Here is a 19,275-nt window from a genome sequence, read left to right as displayed (position 1 = left end):
CAAAAATTAAAGGTTTAGCAATTATTTAGTCCAATTTCAGCAATTGGAATGTGATTGCTTCATCAACCATAATTACGATATAAAGATTACCAAAAGTTTTATCTTGAATGTCAGTAAATGAGTTTTGATTTATCATTTGATTGACAAATTTTGGTATTGTGTTACTATGTCCCACAATTAAAATTTTTTTTCCTATCGTTTCTTTTTTGAAAACTTCAATAGGTATATTTTTAGGATCATACAGCTTAACCTTCATCTTCTTTGTTGTCGCGGTTGGACTTGCAGTTTGTAAAGTTCTTTTGTAATCCGTTGAATAGATTTCATCAAAACTAATTTCTGAGAATATTGTATTCCATTTTTCAGCTCTTTTCAACCCTTTTTCAGATAAATCTGGATTTTGAGAATTATCTACTTTCTCGGCATGACGAATAAAGTAATAGGTGGTGGTGCTTTGTCCAAAACTGATATTTAAAAATAACAGTGTAAACAGTGCGAGAAATTTTTTCATTTGAATCAATTTTAAAAAAAAAGTATTTGGGATTTTAATATCTTTGCAAAATGGAACACTTAAAATCGAAAGATCCGCTTCACGGAATTACACTCCAAAAAATAGTAGAGCAACTAGTGGATCATTACGGATTTGATACTTTGGGGGAACTCATTAAAGTAAAATGCTTTACAGATAAACCAAGTGTAAAATCCAGTTTGACTTTTTTACGAAAAACAGATTGGGCACGAAAACAAGTGGAAGATTTGTATATAAAATCAGAAGCTAAATTGCCCAAATAAATCTAGTTTAATTTATAGGAAACCATAAAACCGCCTCTGTAGGGCAACCATTCGCCACTTTTATTGTACCCTTTCGCCGATTCATATCGTTCTCCCGTAGCTAAGTCATATCCTTTATAAAAACCTTGATGCGAACCACCGCCTAAGAAACAATCTAACATAAATTTATCATTTATTTTTATTTGATATCCAATTGTTGCACCTATAAAATATCCAACGCCTTTTTCATACAAAGTAGTATTTATATAATTCCATTTTTGGAAATTAAATATACTTGCCCCAATATGTGCTCCTGCATAAAAACCATTGTATTTTTCTTTGAAATGATAACGATATTCAGGTGTGAAAGTATAAAACTCTCTAGGTTTACCATTTATTGATTTCCATAAAGAGGCTGTAATATCAAATTGAAAAGTAGATTTTTTTCCAATGCTGGTTTCAATACCTACATTAGGAATGGTCAATAAAGTAGTCATAGCATTTGCTTTTATATACGTTTGACTTTGGGATACAATACAGAAGAGAAAAAAAGAAACAATAAATAATTTTTTCATAAAAAGTGTTTTCTATTATTTAGACCAATAGCTTATTGGAGAAAATCAAAGACAAATGTAAAATATTTATCTGTAAGGTTTTTATGTTTTTAATTTATATTAGTCACGCAACTAAATTTTAAATAAAAAGGACATAAAATTAGTATTTGTTCAAAAGAGAATAAATTAGAGTATCAAAAAAACGACCATCAAAAAATTCATTTTCTTTTAAATGTCCTTCTCTGACAAACCCATTTTTTTCTAAAATTTTTGCAGATGCATCGTTATCAGGATCAATCATCGCTTCAATGGAATGCAATTTCATGATTTGAAAACCATAATTAACAGCTTCTTTCACTGCTTCAGATATAATTCCTTTTCCATGATATTCAGGTAATAACATATAGCCAATTTCGGCACGATAATGTTCGGGTTTTATTCTGTAATGACCAATAACTCCAATAAGTTTTGGGTTGTCTTTCAACGTAATAGCCCAATTGATACCTTCATTAGCTTCAATTTTTGTATCGATCATTGCAATGTGTTCCAAGGCATCTTCGTTCGTTTTTACTAAAGGTCTTGGAATATATTTCATAGTTTCTGGATTGGATCGCAATTCGAAAATTTCTTTAATGTCATTAGTGTTTACTCTTCTCAAAAGCAAGCGTTCGGTTTCTAAATCAGGAAATGGACTAAAATTTATAGCTAACATATCTTAGTAATTAAAGGATTTCGATACTGTATTTTGATTGGAACGTTTCCTTGGTTTCTAGAATTTGAATGCCTTCTTTTTCAAATAGATTTTCGGAACTTTCATTGGTATCCGAATAACCAAACCAAGGTTCAATACAAATAAATGCCGCATTTATTTTGGTCCAAATCCCTAAGCTTGGAAAATCATCAAAATGTATTTTTAGAATTGGATTTTTATTTTCTAAAATAGTCAACGAGTTGGATTTTAATGTTTTGAAAATCAAAGCATCGTTTTCAAACAACTCATACGTCAGCGGAATATATTTATTAAGAACGTCTAATTTCTTCGTTTTATTTGAAATTAAATCATCCTCCAAAAGATAATATTTCAATGGTTCTTCTTTTTCAAAAGCAATAGCATAACTCTCGAATTGATTTGGCAAAGCAAAAGCAGGATGAGCACCAATCGAAAATGGCATCGCTGTATTTCCATTATTACTTACTTTGTATGCAATCGATAAGTTATTTTCATTTAATGTATAGATGATTTGAAGTTCAAATTCAAAAGGATATACTTTTAAGGTTTCTTCAGAAGAGTGTAGGGAGAAAACAGCACTGTTTTCTGTTGCATTGATCAATTCAAACTCCATATCTCTGGCAAAGCCGTGTCGCGATAAATGATATTCCATTGCATTATAGTGAAAGGAATTATTTTTTAAAGTCCCAACAATTGGGAATAAAACAGGAGCGTGCTTGCCCCAAAATACCGGATTTCCTTCCCAGATGTATTCTCTATCGTGGTTTGTTTTTAAAGAAATTAATTCAGCTCCAAAATGTTTAATTTCGGCAGTGAGATTCGAGTTTTTAATTAGAGTTGTCAAAATTACTTTTCCGGATTACTTTAAAAATGGTTTTCTGGCGTAAATATATTTTATAATTTTTAATTCTGATACGCTTTAAACATGATTTTATTGATTTATAATGGAATCAATTCGATCTCAATAGTTCAAAATCCTCTTTTTTTTCATTAATTTGTGATATAAACAATTAGAAAATGAAAAAAATTCGCCTCGGAGTCATGCTGCATTTGGCTTTATTATTGGGATTTACATCTATTTGGGCACAGCAAACCCCAGCAAATGCATCCGGTAATGCAGTTTCTAACTACGATTATCACGATGCTTTTGCTCCGTTTTTTTATTCCAAAAACGGAACAAGTACACGATCTGCGAGTGGTCAGCCTGGAGCTGAATATTGGCAAAATAGCGCTGATTATAAATTAACGGCAAAACTGGATGAAAAAAACAACGAAATTTCGGGTACAGGAATCATCACCTATACGAACAACAGTTCGGATAAAATGGCTTTTGTTTGGATGAATGTAGACCAGAATTTATTCAAAGCGGATTCCCGAGGAAATGCAGTTGTTCCAATTACAGGAAGTAGAAATGGGGCTCAAGGCCAAATTTTTGATGGCGGACATAAAATAAAATCAGTCAAAGTAATTACTACTGTAAAAGGAAAATCTACTGAAGTAGAAGTTAAGTACATTATTACGGATACTAGAATGCAGGTATTTCTCCCGCAAGTATTAAATGCCAAAGGCGGTTCAGTTAAAATAAAAATCGACTTTTCGTTTATAGCTCCTTTTGAAGGGTCAGACAGAATGGGAGTTTTAGAAACTAAAAATGGAAAAATTTTTACCATAGCACAGTGGTATCCGCGTATGTGTGTGTATGATGATGTACGAGGCTGGAATACGAATCCGTATCTTGGAGCGTCGGAATTTTATTTAGAATATGGTGATTTTGATGTCAGTATTACAGCACCATCCAATCATATTGTGGTGGCTTCCGGCGAATTACTGAATCCTACCACAGTCTATTCTGCCGAAGAGCAAAAGCGTTTAGCGCAAGCAAAACAAAGTGATAAAACAGTTTTTATCCGTACTGCTGCCGAAGTTGAAAATTCATCAAAAATGATTACTGCAACTACTAAAACGTGGAATTACAAAATCACAAATGCCCGTGATTTCTCTTGGTCCTCTTCAGCAGCATTTATTTTAGACGCAGCAAAAATCAATTTACCTAGCGGCAAAAAATCATTGGCAATTTCCGTTTATCCGATAGAAAGTGCCGGAGATGCCGCATGGGGACGTTCCACAGAATATACAAAGGCTACTATAGAAAATTATTCAAAAAGATGGTTAGAATATCCGTATCCAACGGCTACAAATGTTGCCGGAAATGAAGGCGGAATGGAATATCCAGGAATTGTTTTTTGTAGCTGGGAGTCAAAAGGAGCAGATTTATGGGGTGTTACAGATCATGAATTTGGTCATATTTGGTTTCCTATGATTGTAGGATCCAATGAAAGACTGTTTGCCTGGATGGATGAGGGTTTCAATACTTTTATTAATTCATTGAGTTCAGTAGATTTTAATAATGGGGAATATAAAGAGCCGCGTGCGGATATGCATCAAAGGGCGGAAGTGTACACGAGTCCAAATCTGGAAACCATAATGAGTTCTCCGGATAACATGAAAGAGTCTAATATAGGTCTTTTGGCGTATTCGAAACCAAGTTCAGGATTAGTGATTTTAAGAGAGCAAGTTCTTGGGCCGGAACGATTTGATCGGGCTTTGAAAACTTATATTGAGCGTTGGGCATACAAACATCCGCAACCGGACGATTTCTTTCGAACAATAGAAAATGTTGCTGGAGAAGATTTGAGTTGGTTCTGGCGTGGTTGGTTTCAATACAATTGGCGTTTAGACCAAGGGATTAATTCAATCAAATACGTGAAAAACGACCCAAAACAAGGAGTTGTGATTTCGATTGAAAACTTCGAAAAAATGGCTATGCCGGTAAGTTTAGACGTAAAAACGAAAAGCGGAGAAATAACGCGCGTTCAATTGCCGGTAGAAGTTTGGCAAAAAAATAAAGCGTGGTCTTTTAAACACAATTCGACGGAAGAAATCGAAAGTATCACACTAGATCCGGATCATGTTTTACCGGACAGCAACACAGTAAATAACACCTGGACAGCAGACAAAGGATTGATTGAAAAAGATGTGATTCTGGATGGGTATTTAGGAACTTTTTCTACATCAATGGCGCCTGTAAAAATTGTTTTTTCAGAGAAAAATGGGTTGTTAAATGTTTTGATTACCAATTATCCAAGCTTTTCCGTGGAGCCAACTGGAAAAAATACGTTTGCATCGAAACTTGCGGGACTTAAATTTGAATTTAATGACAGTCTAATGGGATTTGATATGTTGATTCCTGATGGACAAAAAATACCGTTTACAAGAGATAAGTAAGTCGAAAGTTTAAAAGTCGTAAAGTCAAAAGAATTAACTTTAAGTAAAACAGCTTTAAATCAGATTGTTATATAATTTTATCCTGATTTTAAAATACGACATTATACCATGGTTATTACATAAATAGTCATAAAATATTAAAAAAAGAAAAGACTTGTAGGAATTAAATCCACAAGTCTTTTTTATGTGTTATATTTTTCTATTCTAAATTTACTCAGGAATTTGCTGGCTTAGGCAATGCAATGTTCCAAAACCCCAAATAAAATCAGTAGCACTGATCCCAATGATTTCTCGATCAGGAAAACATTCTGCAAGGATGTTCAATGCTTTTCGGTCGTTACTGTCGTTAAAAGTAGGTACCAAAACACAATTGTTCAAAATTAGAAAATTGGCATAACTGGCAGGCAATCGCAAGCCATCAAATTCCAGCTGTTTTGGCATTGGTAGAGTCACAATTATAGGTGATTTTCCATTTTCTAGTTTGGCATTTTGTAAGCGTTTTAAATTGTCTTGCAACGGTTTGTAATTATTATCCGTTGGATCTGTTTCTACAATAGTCACAATAGTATCTTCATTCACAAATCGACATAAATCATCAATATGGCCGTGCGTATCATCACCTTCAATTCCATTGCCTAACCAAATTACATTGGTTATCCCAAGATATTCCCTGAAAACGGCTTCATAATCGGCTTTAGTGAAATTGGGATTCCGAACCTGAATATCCGGATGCATCAAGCATTCTTCTGAAGTCAATAAAGTTCCTCTTCCGTTAGTATCAATCGCGCCACCTTCTACAATTACCGGTTTTCCTTTGTATAAAACTTGAGTAATAGGAATATTCAGAAATTCTCCTACTTTGGCAGGAACAAATTTATCTAATTGAATGTTTTTATATTTTGCCCAACCATTAAAATTAAAGTTCAAAGCTTCTCTTTCGGCTCCGTTTTTGACAATTATCGGACCTGAATCACGCATCCAACTTCTGTTGGTTTTATGAATGATGTAGGAAACATTTGTTAGCACAACATGAGCTGTTTCCAGCATCGTATTGACTTTCTCTTTTTGGTTTTCATCAGCAACTACTAAAAAGACTTGCTCAAAAGAAGCTGCTTTTTTAATGAATTCTACAAAAGCCCATTGAACAGTCTCGTATTTCCCCGGCCAGTCTTTACCGTTATGCGGAAAACAAAGTAAAATGCCTTGTTGCTTTTCCCATTCAGCTGGAAATCTTCTATTATTTGTAGTCATACAGCATATCTAATTTTAAAGTCTGCAAATATAAACATTCAGTAGGATTTTAAAATAGTTTGCAACCATTCATTTCCAATATTTCATAAATTTATAAGAATAGTTTTGGTAATGATTATATAATATTTAGTTAATTCTTGTTGGTCTTCAGCTAGTTATTTTTGATAAAAATTAAAAATACACTTATGAAGAAATATGGTATTACACTATTAGCGGCAATTATGGTATTGTCAAGTTGCGAAAAGGATTCTGATAAAGAGGGATCTCCTGAGTTGGTTATCAATGAAAACGCTGCCACTTTCAAAGAAATTGGTTCAATTGTGATTGGTGGTGCCGGAGCTGCTGAAATAAGTGCGTATGATGAGGTTTCTAAAAAGTTATTTACCGTAAACAACAGTAATACGAATAGAATTGATGTTATCGACTTATCTAATCCATCAAGTCCGGTTTTTGTAGCAAGTATCGATTTAACGCCGTTTAATGGAACTTCAAATAGCGTTGCAACTTTTAATGGCAAATTAGCAGTTGCATTAGAAGCAAAACCAAATAAGCAAGATGCAGGAAAGGTGGTCGTTCTTGATACGGCTAAGTACAGTGTCATCAAAGAAATTACGGTTGGTGCTTTACCGGATATGATTACTTTCTCTCCTGACGGAAATTATATCATGACTGCCAATGAAGGTGAGCCAAATGATACGTATTCTATAGATCCCGACGGTTCTGTTTCGATTATCGCAGTCAATAATAATTATGCAGTGACGACTTTAAATTTCGGAAGTTTTAGCAATCAATTGAGTACATTGAAAACCAAAGGATTCAGAATTGCAAGTCCAACTAATAATTTTGCCTCAGATATTGAACCGGAATACATCACGATTTCTGCTGATTCAAAAACGGCTTGGGTGACTTTACAGGAAAATAACGGAGTAGCTAAAATTGATTTGGCAACCAAAACGATCACTACTATTTTTCCTTTAGGTTTTAAAGACTACAATCTTGCCGAAAATGCTATTGACATTAGTGATAAAGATGGAGGTGTTTTGGCTAATACATGGAAAGTTAAAGGAATGTTTCAACCCGATGCAATTAGTAATTTTGAAATAAATAATATTCCTTATTTTGTTACTGCAAATGAAGGAGATGCTAGAGAATATAGTGCTTTTGTTGATGTAAAAAGAATTAGCAGCTCTTCGGTTGTTCTGGATCCATTAGCGTTTCCTAATGCGGCGGCTTTAAAAGCTGAGGCAAGTATGGGAAGATTGAATATCAATACCAAAATGGGTGATACGGACGGCGATGGTGATTTTGATGAATTAGTTTCTTTTGGAGCCCGTTCGTTCTCTATTTGGAATGGAAACACAGGAGAAATGGTTTATGATAGTAAAAATGAATTAGACAAGAAAGCGCAAGAGTTTGGTGTCTATGATGACAATCGAAGTGATGATAAATCAGTAGAACCAGAATCAGTTGTTGTTGCTAAAATGGGACAAAAAACTATTCTTTTCGTTGGATTGGAAAGAGCAGATGCTCTTATGGTGTATGATGTCACTATTCCAGCAACTCCAAAATTTTTACAGATTTTAAAAACAGGTGATGCACCAGAAGGGTTACTTTTTATTCCAGCTTCGAAAAGTCCAACCAAAAGAAGTTTAGTAGTGGTGAGCAGTGAAGGTGACGGTACCGTTAAAATATTTCAACCAGATTTAAATTAAAAGTAGAAGTTTTAAATAAAATCCCTGCTTAGAATAATTTCTTAGCAGGGATTTTTTAATTATATAATGACGATTTAGTCGATGGCTCTTTTTGTAATATCACCAAAAGCATCAATTCTTCTGTCTCTGAAAAATGGCCAGTTCTGACGCACATTTTCCTGTAAGTCTAAATCTACTTCAGCAATCAGGATTTCTTCTTTGTCGTGTGAGGCTTGCGCCAAAATTTCGCCTTGTGGTCCAGCAATAAATGAAGATCCCCAAAACTGAATTCCCGCCGTATCAGGCAAGTACTGTTCTAAGCCAATTCTATTTGCAGCAGCAACATAAACGCCATTCGCAACCGCATGTCCCTTCATAACACTCATCCAAGCGCCATGTTGGTTTTCGCCGTATTGTTCTTTTTCTTGTGGATGCCATCCAATTGCGGTTGGGTAAAACAATACTTCAGCACCTTGTAGAGCCGTCAAACGAGCTGCTTCCGGATACCATTGATCCCAACAAATCAGCGTTCCAACCTTTCCTTTTTTAGTTGGAATCGTTTTAAAGCCCAAATCACCGGGGGTGAAATAGAATTTTTCATAAAAATGAGGATCGTCCGGAATGTGCATTTTGCGGTATAATCCTGCTTCGGAACCATCAGTATCAATAATGTAGGCGCTATTGTGGTATATTCCTGCCATTCTTTTTTCGAAGAAAGGAACAATAATTACTACTCCTAATTCTTTTGCCAAAGCACTAAAAGCGATAAAAGAAGTACTATACAAAGGTTCTGCTAAAGCAAAGTTATCTACATCTTCACTTTGACAAAAATAATGACTGCTGTATAATTCCGGCAACGAAATAACTTCGGCACCTTGATTTGCTGCATCACGAACCCAACTTAAACATTTTTTTAGATTGTTTTCGGCAATATCATTAAGGTTTAATTGGATGACTGCTATTTTGTATTTCTTGTTTGGCATGACTAAAATTTTAGACTGCAAAAATAGTGAATTTTATAAAGAGTAGAAAATAGAGATAATGTGTTTTTTTTAGGATTTTAATTAGCCGTTGTTCATATTTATTGGTTTTTTTAGATTTACACTTACTTTTAAAGAATTTGTACATGGATATAGAGAACATTTACTTTAAACATCCAGATTTTGAGCCATAGAAAAAATTAATATAAAATTGGCACTAACAAAACAAGGAGGTTTTATTTTTGTAGGTAGTATTATAGCGAATAAAAGGTGTCAAGTTTTTACTTTACCAAAATACTGTAATTTAGTATTTATTAAATTTTTACAATTATGAAAGAAGAATTCAAAATCATCGATAAAGAAGACATAACTCTTCTTAAATTTCCACAAACAGACGTTCTTAACGATGTTGACGAAATAAAAACTAGAATAAGTGAGATCAACAGGGCTTTAGCATTGGGTAATTTAGAACATTCAAAAATTAAAATTTACTTTGAGGATAACGAATCAAAAAAAATAGTTGACACAACGGTTTGGGGTGTTACAGACAAAAATGTGATCTTAAAGCAAGGTGTGATGATTCCAATTCACAGAATATATAAGTTGTTTTAGTATATTGGTATTCTTTAATTATTTGGTGCAGTTCTTTAGATCACTTTCTGCGCTAGCAAGTGTCCTTCTAGCTGTTACAAATTTATAGTAGTCAGTTTTTGTTGATATTCACGAGTGAGACTAAAGTGTCTTTACTTTTTGCCAATTATCTTTTTAAACAGGGTTACAATTCCCAAGACGATAGCACCAAATACAAGGCCTATTATAAATTCAGTTAATATGGACGGTATTTGTGGTAGTATGTCGTGCAGGAACGGAATTTCATGTACAAATATGCCGCCAGCCACTAATAATAAAGCGATAGTTCCTATTACGGACAAACTTTTGATAACTTTTGGCAAGGCTTGTACCAGAATATTTCCTAACGTTTTTGAAAAACTTTTCTCTTTGGAACTTAGTTGCATCAGTTTTAAACCTGCTTCATCCATTCGGACAATTAGGGCCACAATGCCGTAAACACCAACGGTTGCTATGATTGCAATGATGGAAACTACCATTATTTGTGATGAAAGGGGTTTGCCAATTACAGTTCCCAATGCAATAATTACGATTTCTACTGATAAAATAAAATCGGTTACTATAGCTGATTTGATTTTTTCTTTTTCGAAAGCTAAAATTTGTTCCTCGGTCAACAGTTCCATTAAAATTTCGTGTTTTGCATGTTCGTGCGGGAAGAAGTATTCGTATATTTTTTCGGCGCCTTCGTAAGCTAAATAAAGCCCGCCAAGTATTAAGATTATGATAACAGCTACCGGTAAAAATGCACTTAGAAGAAAGGCAATGGGCAAAATGATTACTTTATTAAGGAATGAGCCTTTTGCTATTGCCCAAAGAACGGGTAGTTCTCTAGAGGAGATGAATCCGGAAGCTTTCTCGGCATTTACGGCTAAATCATCGCCTAGAATTCCAGCTGTTTTTTTGGCTGCAATTTTACTCATTACTGCAACATCATCCATGATTGCTGCGATATCATCTAATAGTGCGAAAAAACCTGATGCCATTTTGATTGTTTTTTACAGCGCGGATTCTGGTATTGTTGTACCCAAATCTAATCTGCGCATATTGATTGTTTAGTGATGCGAAGCTACTACTTTTTGATTTACTCTATTTATAAAACGGGTAAATTTTTAGTTAATATTCACCCAGAATCTTTCTGTAGTAGCGATACTGTTTTTAATTACATTTGAAATAAAAATAAGTATGGAATTTAAACATGTATTTAAAGCTAAATTAGATTGGCTTTTTTCCAAGAAGGAAGCGGCGACGTACACTAAAAGTCATACCATAACTATTGATGGTAAGGCTGTTTTAAATGTTTCGGCTGCTAAAGCTTTCAAAGGAGATCCTGCTTTGTACAATCCTGAAGACCTGTTATTGAGTAGCGTGGTATCCTGTCACATGATGTCTTACTTGTATGTTTGTAAACAAAATGGTATCGACGTGATAACTTATACGGACGAGGCAGAGGCAACTCTGGAAATTTCGGACGACGGTAGCGGGCGCTTTATTGTGATTAAACTGAATCCAAAAGTTCGTATTACTAACAAAGAAAAAGTAGAAGAGGCACTTAGCTTGCATAAAAAAGCAAACAAACTCTGTTTTATAGCCAATTCGTGTAATTTTCCAATTGTACACTTTCCAACTTGTGAAGTTGCAGGTATAAATTAAAGTTGGAATGTCGTTTTTACTTTTTTGTGGATTTTAATTATAAAATGGCAAGCAAATCAGCGGGTTTACTTCAAAAAAACTGTAAAGTATAAAAAAACACTAGCCTTTCGACCAGTGTTTTCATAAGTTTAAATGTTTCTAGAAACTTAAGAAACTCACTCACTTTGATTTCTAAAAACCAGTTTTCCATCAAAAGCATCTATCAACACAATGCTGTCGGTTGTTATTTTTCCGGATAGAATTTCTTTGGATAATTCATTGAGCACATCTCTTTGAATCACTCTTTTCACGGGTCTGGCTCCAAATTGTGGATCGTATCCTTTCTCTGATAAGTAGGCAATAGCTTCCGGAGTCGCGTCCATCGTGATGCCTTGTTGTGCCAACATTTTGCTTACGCTTTTTAGTTGTAAACCTACAATTTGAGCTATATTTTTAGTAGTCAATGGCGTGAACATTACGATTTCATCAATACGATTGATAAATTCAGGACGCACCGTTTGTTTTAGCAACCCTAGAACTTCTATCTTGGCCAATTCGGTTGCCGCTTCCACACTTCCTTTTAGATTTTCGAATTTCTCCTGAATAATCTGGCTTCCCATGTTTGAAGTCATGATGATAATCGTGTTTTTAAAATCGGCTAAACGCCCTTTGTTATCTGTCAAACGTCCTTCATCCAAGACTTGTAGCAAGATATTAAACGTGTCCGGATGGGCTTTTTCAATCTCATCCAATAAGATTACAGAATACGGTTTTCTACGTACGGCTTCGGTCAATTGTCCGCCTTCATCATAACCTACATATCCCGGAGGCGCACCCACCAAACGACTTACGCTGTGGCGTTCTTGATATTCACTCATGTCAATACGGGTCATCGCATTTTCATCGTCGAACAGGTATTCGGCCAAGGCTTTCGCCAATTCGGTTTTACCAACTCCCGTAGTTCCAAGGAAAAGAAAGGTTCCCACCGGTTTTTTCATGTCCTGCAATCCGGCACGGCTTCTGCGCACGGCATCACTTACGGCTTCAATGGCTTCTTCCTGTCCTACGACTCTGTGATGCAATTCATCTTCCAGTTTCAGTAGTTTTTCTCGTTCGCCTTGAAGCATTTTCATTACTGGAATTCCGGTCCATTTAGCCACTACTTCGGCAATGTCCTCACGAGTGACTTCTTCTTTTATCAACGAAGTTCCGGATTGGTTTTCTTGTAATTCCTTGAGTAAAATGGCTAAACGTTCTTGTGCTTCCTTGATTTTACCATACCGAATTTCAGCTACTTTTCCATAATCGCCTTCACGTTCTGCACGTTCAGCTTCGTATTTAAAGTCTTCAATCTCCGTTTTTACGGCTTGAATATTATCGACAACGTCTTTCTCTGATTTCCATTTGGCGTAGATTTCGTTGCGATCTTCTTTGAGATTGGCCAAATCCATTCCCAAAATTTTAAGTTTGCTTTCGTCTTTTTCTCGTTTAATGGCTTCAATTTCAATTTCCAATTGCATGATTTTTCGATCCAAAACATCCAGTTCTTCGGGTTTCGAATTGATTTCCATACGCAGTTTTGAAGCGGCTTCATCCATTAAATCAATAGCTTTATCTGGAAGAAAACGGTTGGTAATATACCGTTGCGATAGTTCGACAGCGGCAATAATAGCATCGTCTTTGATTTGGACTTTATGATGCGTTTCGTATTTTTCTTTAATTCCGCGCAAAATAGAAATAGCACTTTCGGTATCCGGTTCTTCGACCACAATTTTTTGGAAACGTCTTTCGAGTGCTTTGTCTTTTTCAAAATATTTTTGATATTCGTCCAATGTTGTGGCTCCAATGGCACGAAGTTCTCCACGAGCCAAAGCCGGTTTCAGAATATTAGCCGCATCCATAGCGCCTTCGCCACCACCGGCTCCCACAAGGGTATGGATTTCGTCAATGAATAAAACTATATCGCCTTCGGCAGAAGTCACTTCTTTCACCACGGATTTTAATCGTTCTTCAAATTCTCCTTTGTATTTGGCGCCAGCAATCAAAGCTCCCATATCAAGCGAATAAACGATTTTATCTTTCAAATTATCTGGAACATCTCCATCTACAATTCGGTGTGCCAATCCTTCAGCAATGGCGGTTTTTCCCACTCCTGGTTCTCCCACGAGCATTGGGTTGTTTTTAGTTCTTCGGGTTAGAATTTGTAATACCCTGCGTATTTCCTCGTCACGACCAATTACTGGATCGAGTTTCCCTGCTCGAGCTAATTCGTTAAGATTTTTGGCATATTTATTTAAGGAATTATAGGTTTCTTCAGCAGATGCCGAAGTTACCCGTTCTCCTTTTCGCAATTCATCGATAGCAGCTTTTAGCCCTTTTCCGGTAACGCCTTGATCTTTTAATATTTGGGATACTTTACTTTTAGAATCAAAAATTGCTAAAATTAAATGCTCCACAGAAACGAATTCATCATTCATTTTTTTTGCAATAATTTCGGCTTCGTTCAGCGTGGTGTTTGCAGTTCTGGAAAGCATAATTTCGCCACCAGAAACTTTTGGAAAACTCTGGATTGTACTGTTTAATATTTGAAGAAACAAGGGCACATTTACATTCAGTTTTTTTAAAATAAAAGGTGCCACATTTTCGTCGACTTCAAAAATAGCTTTAAAAATATGTTCATTTTCTATTTGTTGTTGCCCATAGCTTTGTGCCAATTGTTGCGAAAGCTGAATAGCTTCCTGGGATTTGATTGTAAATTTATTTATGTTCATGATGGTACATTGTTTTGTAGCTTTTACTTAACTTTACGAATTATATTCAATATATATATTCCAATACAATAATACAGACAAATTGACGGAAAATTTATGATTGGTATCATACTTTAAAGTCAAAATGTCTTAAAAAAAGACAATTATGAGTTTTTTCAAAAATATTTTTAGTAGTTCAGACGACAAGGATTTTAAAGAAAACAAAATCAACTGGAATGAATTAACTGATTTGGTACAACTGGATGAAATTATCGCTATTTCAAATGAAAAACCGGTAGCCATTTTTAAACACAGTACTCGATGCAGTATAAGTAGAATGGCGCTAAAACAGTTTGAAAATGAGTTCAATAGTTCAGATAAAGTTACGCCTTATTTTTTAGATTTAATAACGCATCGTGATATTTCTAATGAAATTGCGAATCGTTTTGGCGTGACCCATCAATCTCCACAATTGATTTTAATAAAAGAAGGAAAAGCTATTTATAATGTTTCCCATAGCGATATTGACGCGGAGGAGTTAGGGACGAAAGTCTAGTAAAAAGTATTGTTTTTAAATAATTTACCGCAAATTCACTAATTTAATGTAGCCATTAGTTAGCGAATCTGCGGTTTTATTTTGTGGACAAATCGATGAGATGATTAGTAAGCATTCATCATTTTTTCTTTTATTTCTGCTAAACAAAGGTTGTTAATACTTCCTTCGTGTGTATGTTTGGTTTCTTTTGGAGATTGGAAAGTACCATTTTCTAATTGCTCAGCAACGGCTTTATACGCATCTCTAAAAGGCATTCCTGCAACAACCATTTCGTTTAAGGAATCTACCGTAAACAAATAATCGTATTTTTTATCGTCTAAAATGTGTTCTTTCACTTTAATGTCTTTAATCGCAAAAATAGCGATATCTAAACATGCTTTCAGGTTTTGAATTGCTGGAAATAAACCTTCTTTCAATAATTGTAAATCTCTGTGATAACCACTAGGAAGGTTGTTGGTAATTAAAGTAATTTCGTATGGCAATGCTTGAATCTTGTTGCATTTTCCACGAATCAATTCAAAAACATCCGGATTTTTCTTATGCGGCATGATACTCGAGCCTGTTGTAAGATGGGCAGGCAAAGTGATGAAATCAAAATTCTGACTCATATACAAACAAACATCCATAGAAAATTTAGCTAGAGTAGCTGCTACACTACTCATGGCAAAAGCAACCGTTTTTTCTGATTTTCCACGGCTCATTTGTGCCGCTACAGAATTGAATTTTAAGGTTTCAAACCCTAATTCTTTAGTCGTAAATGTTCTATCGATAGGAAACGAACTTCCGTAACCTGCGGCCGAACCTAATGGATTTTGGTCTACAATTTTCAAAGCGGCATTCAGCATCGTTACATCATCAATTAAGGTTTCGGCGTAAGCAGAAAACCACATTCCAAAAGAAGAAGGCATCGCAATTTGAAGGTGAGTATATCCTGGCAATAAAATATTTTGATGTTTTTCGGCCGACTCCATTAGCAAATCAAAAAGACTTTTTACTTGTTGCTTTAGTTCTTTAACCACGTCTTTTAGATACAAATTAACGTCTACCAAAACTTGGTCGTTACGAGAACGAGCAGTATGAATTTTTTTTCCGGCATCGCCTAATTTTACCGTTAATAGATACTCGATTTTAGAATGTACGTCCTCGAAACTGTCTTCGATTTCGAATTTACCGTTTTCAACGTCTCTTATAATTTCTTCCAAAGCCAAAACCAGAGAAACGGTTTCGGAATCTGTTAGAAGACCAATTTGTCCCAGCATTTTTGCATGTGCTATAGAACCTAAAGCATCGTATTTTGCCAGCACTAAATCCAGTTCTCTGTCGTTACCAACGGTGAAATGTTCTATTTGTTTATCTGTTGGTATTCCTTTTTCCCAAAGTTTCATGATTTTTATTTTTTTTTCGTAGGGACAAGTCGCGACTTGTCCCTACAGATTATTATTATTATTATTATTATTTAAAAAAATCAGTTAGTATTTTGATATACAATTGAATTCCTTCTTCTATTTCGTTTATAAATATAAATTCGTCTGCCGAGTGTGACCGCAGGGTTTCACCAGGTCCTAATTTCAAGGATTGACAACTCAAAACCGATTGATCCGAAAGGGTAGGCGATCCATACGTGGTTCTTCCCAATGTTATTCCTGCTTGTACTAATTCGTGTGCAACAGGAATTGATGACGCATTTAAATGCATCGAACGTGGATTGACTTCGGCAGTCAAATGTTTTTTTACAATATCTAATATTTCTTGATTATTATAACGATCATTCACTCTGATATCGACAACCAAATGACATTCGGCGGGAACTACGTTGTGTTGTTTACCTGCAGTGACTTGTGTTACGGTCATTTTTACAGGACCTAAAACCTCCGATATTTTTTCGAATTGATAGCTGTTAAACCATTCGATAACGGGTATCGCATTGTAAATAGGATTATCAGGATTGTTGTGTGCGGCGTGACTTGCAGTGCCTTTTACGATGACATCGAGTACCAATAATCCTTTTTCGGCTACGGCCAATTGCATTAAAGTAGGTTCTCCAACAATGGCACATTCCAATTCCGGTAAATGTTTCAATACGCTGTTTAATCCATTTTTCCCGCTGCTTTCTTCTTCGGCTGAAGCTACCATCACAATATTGTAAGGCAGATTCTCATTCGAATAAAAATGTACAAAAGTGGCTAAAAGTGAAACCAGACAACCTCCCGCATCATTGCTTCCCAGTCCAAATAATTTGCCGTCTTTTACGATAGCTTCAAATGGATCATTAGTATAACCTTGGTTTGGTTTTACAGTATCGTGGTGCGAATTGAGTAATAGCGTAGGTTTGGTGGTATCAAAATGTTTATTGAAAGCCCAAATATTGTTATTCTCTCTTTCGAAAGGAATACTATTTTGTGTAAACCAATTTTCGATTAAAAGTGCAGTTTGGTCTTCTTCACTTGAAAATGAAGGCGTTTCAATCAGTGCTTTTAATAGCGAAATGGCTTCTTGTGTAAGGATTTCTATATTTTTCATACTTATTTTAGCCACGGATTTACAGATTTTTTTTTAATTGAAATAAAAAATTTTGTGCAAATCTGTGAAATTTGTGTTCAACTTTTTTTATAATTTGATGCGTGTGCAAATTGCCTTTGAATCTTTCAACATTCGGTGATGACCAATTTTTATTTTTTGAACTCCCTTGGATAAACTGTTGAAACAGTTGTCTAATTTAGGGATCATGCCAGAATGTATGGTGCCTTCGACTTTTAATTTAGAATACAACTCTTGATTGATGTTCTCGATTACGGAAGAATCATCTTCGGCATCATGTAAAACGCCGGGTTTTTCGAAACAATAATTTAAAGTTACATCAAAAAATTCTGATAAAGCAATTGCCAATTCGCTAGCAATGGTATCGGCATTCGTGTTTAATAATTGTCCTTTTCCATCGTGTGTTATTGCGCAAAATACAGGAACTATTCCAGTTGAAAGTAATGTTTCTAACAATTCCGTATTCACTTTTTTTACATCGCCCACAAAACCATAATTGATTGTAGGATGGTTTCTTTTATCCGATAGAATTAAATCTCCATCAGCACCAGAGAACCCCATCGCATTAGTTGATTTTGATTGTAATTGGGTAACAATATTTTTGTTGATTTGACCTGCATAAATCATCACAACTACATCAAGCATAGCGGCATCGGTGATGCGTCTTCCATCAATCATTTGTGGAATTAAACCAATACTTTCAGCCATTTTGGTAGCTGATTTTCCACCACCATGAACGAGTATTTTGTAGCCTTCAATCTTAGAAAAATCGGATAAAAATTGTGACAATTCCGTTGGGTTATCAATGATGTTTCCACCAATTTTTATGATTGAAAGGGATTTTAGGTTCTGGGTTTTGGGTTTTGGACTCATTTTTAATATTTTAAAAATCTTTTCTCTATTTTCCACTTTCTAAAATCTTCTGCAACACTAATTGCGCGGCATAGGTTCTATTATTGGCTTGTTCGATAACAATTGAATTTTCACTGTCAATCACTTCATCTGTTACAATTACGTTACGTCTTACTGGCAAACAGTGCATGAATTTAGCATTATTGGTCAGCTTCATTTTATCGGCAGTTACGGTCCAGTTTGGGTCGGAATTTGTAATCTGACCATACTCGTTATAATTGCTCCAGTTTTTGGCATAGATAAAATCGGCGTTTTCGAAAGCTTTGTCTTGGTCGTATTCAATCTTGGAGTCTTTCGTGATTTCAGGATTCAATTCGTAGCCTTCAGGATGCGTAATTACAAAATCAGCCTCTTGTAATTGCATCATTTCCACAAAGGAATTGGGTACCGCTTGAGGTAAAGCTTTAGGATGTGGTGCCCAAGTCAAAACTACTTTTGGACGGTGTTCCGTTTTGTGTTCAGCCATTGTAATTGCATCGGCTAGTGATTGTAATGGATGTCCTGTAGCACTTTCCATATTGACAACCGGTACCGTGGCGTATTTTAAGAAACCCATAAGAACGGTTTCGGTATTATCTTTTTCTTTGTCTACCAATCCGGCAAAAGCCCTGATGGCAATTATATCGCAATATTGAGAAACTACTGCAGCCGCTTCTTTAATATGTTCCGAAGCACCGGAGTTCATGATGGTTCCATCTTCAAATTCTAATGTCCAACCTTCGCTGGTGAAATTCATTACCATGACGTTCATTCCCAAATTTAAAGCTGCTTTTTGTGTACTCAAACGTGTTCTTAAACTGGAATTAAAAAACAACATTCCTAAGGTTTTGTTCTTACCCAGTTTTTTATTTTTAAGTGGTTTTTTCTTGATTTTTAATGCTTGTTTCACCCATTCGTCGAGCGAATCTATGTTTTGTATGGAGATGTAATTCATTCTTTTGTATTTTAAGTTTTTGGACGCGGATTAAACGGATTCGCTATCGCGAAGACACGGATAAAAA

General features: G+C 35.3%; 18 protein-coding genes. 6 read left to right on the top strand and 12 right to left on the bottom strand.

Annotation, left to right across the window (positions count from 1 at the left end; all coding sequences use genetic code 11):
- Positions 1–25: 25 nt before the first annotated feature.
- The gene (locus EKL98_RS10915; protein WP_126562393.1) at positions 26–508 is read right to left on the bottom strand and encodes a SixA phosphatase family protein; all 483 of its coding nucleotides are present in this window, start codon (positions 506–508) and stop codon (positions 26–28) included.
- 50 nt (positions 509–558) lie between these two features.
- On the opposite strand from EKL98_RS10915, the gene EKL98_RS10910 reads away from it, so the two are divergent.
- Positions 559–789 carry a VF530 family protein gene (locus EKL98_RS10910; protein WP_126553652.1) on the top strand — a complete coding sequence of 77 codons (231 nt, stop codon included), beginning with the start codon at positions 559–561 and terminating at the stop codon, positions 787–789.
- Between the two features lie 2 nt (positions 790–791).
- Here EKL98_RS10910 and EKL98_RS10905 read toward each other — a convergent pair whose 3' ends face one another.
- The 3 genes from EKL98_RS10905 to EKL98_RS10895 all read right to left on the bottom strand — a co-directional run bounded on the left by EKL98_RS10905 (position 792) and on the right by EKL98_RS10895 (position 2,896).
- Entirely contained in the window at positions 792–1,343 is a 552-nt protein-coding gene (locus tag EKL98_RS10905; protein ID WP_126462884.1) for a DUF3575 domain-containing protein, read from the bottom strand.
- Between the two features lie 139 nt (positions 1,344–1,482).
- Positions 1,483–2,034, bottom strand: a complete 552-nt coding sequence (locus tag EKL98_RS10900) for a GNAT family N-acetyltransferase (RefSeq protein ID WP_126562391.1) — start codon at positions 2,032–2,034, stop codon at positions 1,483–1,485.
- Positions 2,035–2,044: 10 nt separating this feature from the next.
- Positions 2,045–2,896 carry an aldose 1-epimerase family protein gene (locus EKL98_RS10895; RefSeq protein WP_126562389.1) on the bottom strand — a complete coding sequence of 284 codons (852 nt, stop codon included), beginning with the start codon at positions 2,894–2,896 and terminating at the stop codon, positions 2,045–2,047.
- A 173-nt stretch (positions 2,897–3,069) separates the two neighbouring features.
- Here EKL98_RS10895 and EKL98_RS10890 point away from each other — a divergent pair, with 173 nt between their 5' ends.
- Positions 3,070–5,337 carry a M1 family metallopeptidase gene (locus tag EKL98_RS10890; protein WP_126562387.1) on the top strand — a complete coding sequence of 756 codons (2,268 nt, stop codon included), beginning with the start codon at positions 3,070–3,072 and terminating at the stop codon, positions 5,335–5,337.
- Between the two features lie 210 nt (positions 5,338–5,547).
- Here the strand turns inward: EKL98_RS10890 and EKL98_RS10885 are convergent, their stop codons facing one another.
- Complete coding sequence (locus tag EKL98_RS10885) at positions 5,548–6,588, bottom strand: agmatine deiminase family protein (RefSeq protein WP_126562384.1); 1,041 nt, start codon at positions 6,586–6,588, stop codon at positions 5,548–5,550.
- Positions 6,589–6,773: 185 nt separating this feature from the next.
- Here EKL98_RS10885 and EKL98_RS10880 point away from each other — a divergent pair, with 185 nt between their 5' ends.
- A complete protein-coding gene (locus tag EKL98_RS10880; protein ID WP_126562383.1) occupies positions 6,774–8,300 on the top strand; it encodes a choice-of-anchor I family protein in 1,527 nt (508 codons plus the stop codon).
- A 74-nt stretch (positions 8,301–8,374) separates the two neighbouring features.
- Here EKL98_RS10880 and EKL98_RS10875 read toward each other — a convergent pair whose 3' ends face one another.
- Positions 8,375–9,262, bottom strand: coding sequence for a carbon-nitrogen hydrolase (locus tag EKL98_RS10875; RefSeq protein WP_126462866.1), 888 nt, complete (start codon positions 9,260–9,262; stop codon positions 8,375–8,377).
- Positions 9,263–9,589: 327 nt separating this feature from the next.
- Between EKL98_RS10875 and EKL98_RS10870 the strand changes: the two genes are divergently transcribed.
- Entirely contained in the window at positions 9,590–9,871 is a 282-nt protein-coding gene (locus EKL98_RS10870) for a hypothetical protein (protein ID WP_126452385.1), read from the top strand.
- A gap of 131 nt (positions 9,872–10,002) precedes the next feature.
- Here EKL98_RS10870 and EKL98_RS10865 read toward each other — a convergent pair whose 3' ends face one another.
- Entirely contained in the window at positions 10,003–10,872 is an 870-nt protein-coding gene (locus EKL98_RS10865) for a DUF808 domain-containing protein (RefSeq protein WP_126562381.1), read from the bottom strand.
- 199 nt (positions 10,873–11,071) lie between these two features.
- Here EKL98_RS10865 and EKL98_RS10860 point away from each other — a divergent pair, with 199 nt between their 5' ends.
- Positions 11,072–11,539 (top strand): OsmC family protein, encoded by a 468-nt coding sequence (locus EKL98_RS10860; protein WP_126562379.1) that lies wholly within the window; start codon positions 11,072–11,074, stop codon positions 11,537–11,539.
- Positions 11,540–11,694: 155 nt separating this feature from the next.
- On the opposite strand, the gene clpB is transcribed toward EKL98_RS10860, so the two are convergent.
- Entirely contained in the window at positions 11,695–14,289 is a 2,595-nt protein-coding gene (clpB, locus tag EKL98_RS10855) for an ATP-dependent chaperone ClpB (RefSeq protein WP_126562377.1), read from the bottom strand.
- 145 nt (positions 14,290–14,434) lie between these two features.
- On the opposite strand from clpB, the gene ytxJ reads away from it, so the two are divergent.
- On the top strand, positions 14,435–14,824 hold the full coding sequence (gene ytxJ / locus EKL98_RS10850) for a bacillithiol system redox-active protein YtxJ (RefSeq protein ID WP_126452376.1): 390 nt from the start codon (positions 14,435–14,437) through the stop codon (positions 14,822–14,824).
- A gap of 104 nt (positions 14,825–14,928) precedes the next feature.
- On the opposite strand, the gene argH is transcribed toward ytxJ, so the two are convergent.
- The 4 genes from argH to EKL98_RS10830 form a co-directional block, all read right to left on the bottom strand.
- The gene (argH, locus tag EKL98_RS10845) at positions 14,929–16,209 is read right to left on the bottom strand and encodes an argininosuccinate lyase (protein ID WP_126562374.1); all 1,281 of its coding nucleotides are present in this window, start codon (positions 16,207–16,209) and stop codon (positions 14,929–14,931) included.
- Between the two features lie 67 nt (positions 16,210–16,276).
- Positions 16,277–17,344, bottom strand: coding sequence for a M20 family metallo-hydrolase (locus EKL98_RS10840; protein ID WP_126562372.1), 1,068 nt, complete (start codon positions 17,342–17,344; stop codon positions 16,277–16,279).
- A gap of 87 nt (positions 17,345–17,431) precedes the next feature.
- Positions 17,432–18,235 (bottom strand): acetylglutamate kinase, encoded by an 804-nt coding sequence (gene argB / locus EKL98_RS10835; protein ID WP_126562370.1) that lies wholly within the window; start codon positions 18,233–18,235, stop codon positions 17,432–17,434.
- Positions 18,236–18,260: 25 nt separating this feature from the next.
- Positions 18,261–19,208 carry an N-acetylornithine carbamoyltransferase gene (locus tag EKL98_RS10830; protein WP_126562367.1) on the bottom strand — a complete coding sequence of 316 codons (948 nt, stop codon included), beginning with the start codon at positions 19,206–19,208 and terminating at the stop codon, positions 18,261–18,263.
- Between the last annotated feature and the right edge of the window lie 67 nt (positions 19,209–19,275).

It is taken from the genome of Flavobacterium bomense (genome assembly GCF_003970355.1).
The sequence above is the reverse complement of the archived record's forward strand: the minus strand, read 5'-3'. Positions and strand labels throughout refer to the sequence as shown.

Excerpts from the sequence above, each read along its gene's own strand:
- EKL98_RS10915 (WP_126562393.1), bottom strand. The coding sequence starts at position 508 with ATGAAAAAATTTCTCGCACTGTTTACACTGTTATTTTTAAATATCAGT.
- EKL98_RS10900 (WP_126562391.1), bottom strand. The coding sequence starts at position 2,034 with ATGTTAGCTATAAATTTTAGTCCATTTCCTGATTTAGAAACCGAACGC.
- EKL98_RS10840 (WP_126562372.1), bottom strand. The coding sequence starts at position 17,344 with ATGAAAAATATAGAAATCCTTACACAAGAAGCCATTTCGCTATTAAAA.
- EKL98_RS10870 (WP_126452385.1), top strand. The coding sequence starts at position 9,590 with ATGAAAGAAGAATTCAAAATCATCGATAAAGAAGACATAACTCTTCTT.
- clpB (WP_126562377.1), bottom strand. The coding sequence starts at position 14,289 with ATGAACATAAATAAATTTACAATCAAATCCCAGGAAGCTATTCAGCTT.
- EKL98_RS10890 (WP_126562387.1), top strand. The coding sequence starts at position 3,070 with ATGAAAAAAATTCGCCTCGGAGTCATGCTGCATTTGGCTTTATTATTG.
- EKL98_RS10880 (WP_126562383.1), top strand. The coding sequence starts at position 6,774 with ATGAAGAAATATGGTATTACACTATTAGCGGCAATTATGGTATTGTCA.
- argB (WP_126562370.1), bottom strand. The coding sequence starts at position 18,235 with ATGAGTCCAAAACCCAAAACCCAGAACCTAAAATCCCTTTCAATCATA.
- EKL98_RS10830 (WP_126562367.1), bottom strand. The coding sequence starts at position 19,208 with ATGAATTACATCTCCATACAAAACATAGATTCGCTCGACGAATGGGTG.
- ytxJ (WP_126452376.1), top strand. The coding sequence starts at position 14,435 with ATGAGTTTTTTCAAAAATATTTTTAGTAGTTCAGACGACAAGGATTTT.
- EKL98_RS10875 (WP_126462866.1), bottom strand. The coding sequence starts at position 9,262 with ATGCCAAACAAGAAATACAAAATAGCAGTCATCCAATTAAACCTTAAT.
- EKL98_RS10865 (WP_126562381.1), bottom strand. The coding sequence starts at position 10,872 with ATGGCATCAGGTTTTTTCGCACTATTAGATGATATCGCAGCAATCATG.
- argH (WP_126562374.1), bottom strand. The coding sequence starts at position 16,209 with ATGAAACTTTGGGAAAAAGGAATACCAACAGATAAACAAATAGAACAT.
- EKL98_RS10905 (WP_126462884.1), bottom strand. The coding sequence starts at position 1,343 with ATGAAAAAATTATTTATTGTTTCTTTTTTTCTCTTCTGTATTGTATCC.
- EKL98_RS10910 (WP_126553652.1), top strand. The coding sequence starts at position 559 with ATGGAACACTTAAAATCGAAAGATCCGCTTCACGGAATTACACTCCAA.
- EKL98_RS10885 (WP_126562384.1), bottom strand. The coding sequence starts at position 6,588 with ATGACTACAAATAATAGAAGATTTCCAGCTGAATGGGAAAAGCAACAA.
- EKL98_RS10860 (WP_126562379.1), top strand. The coding sequence starts at position 11,072 with ATGGAATTTAAACATGTATTTAAAGCTAAATTAGATTGGCTTTTTTCC.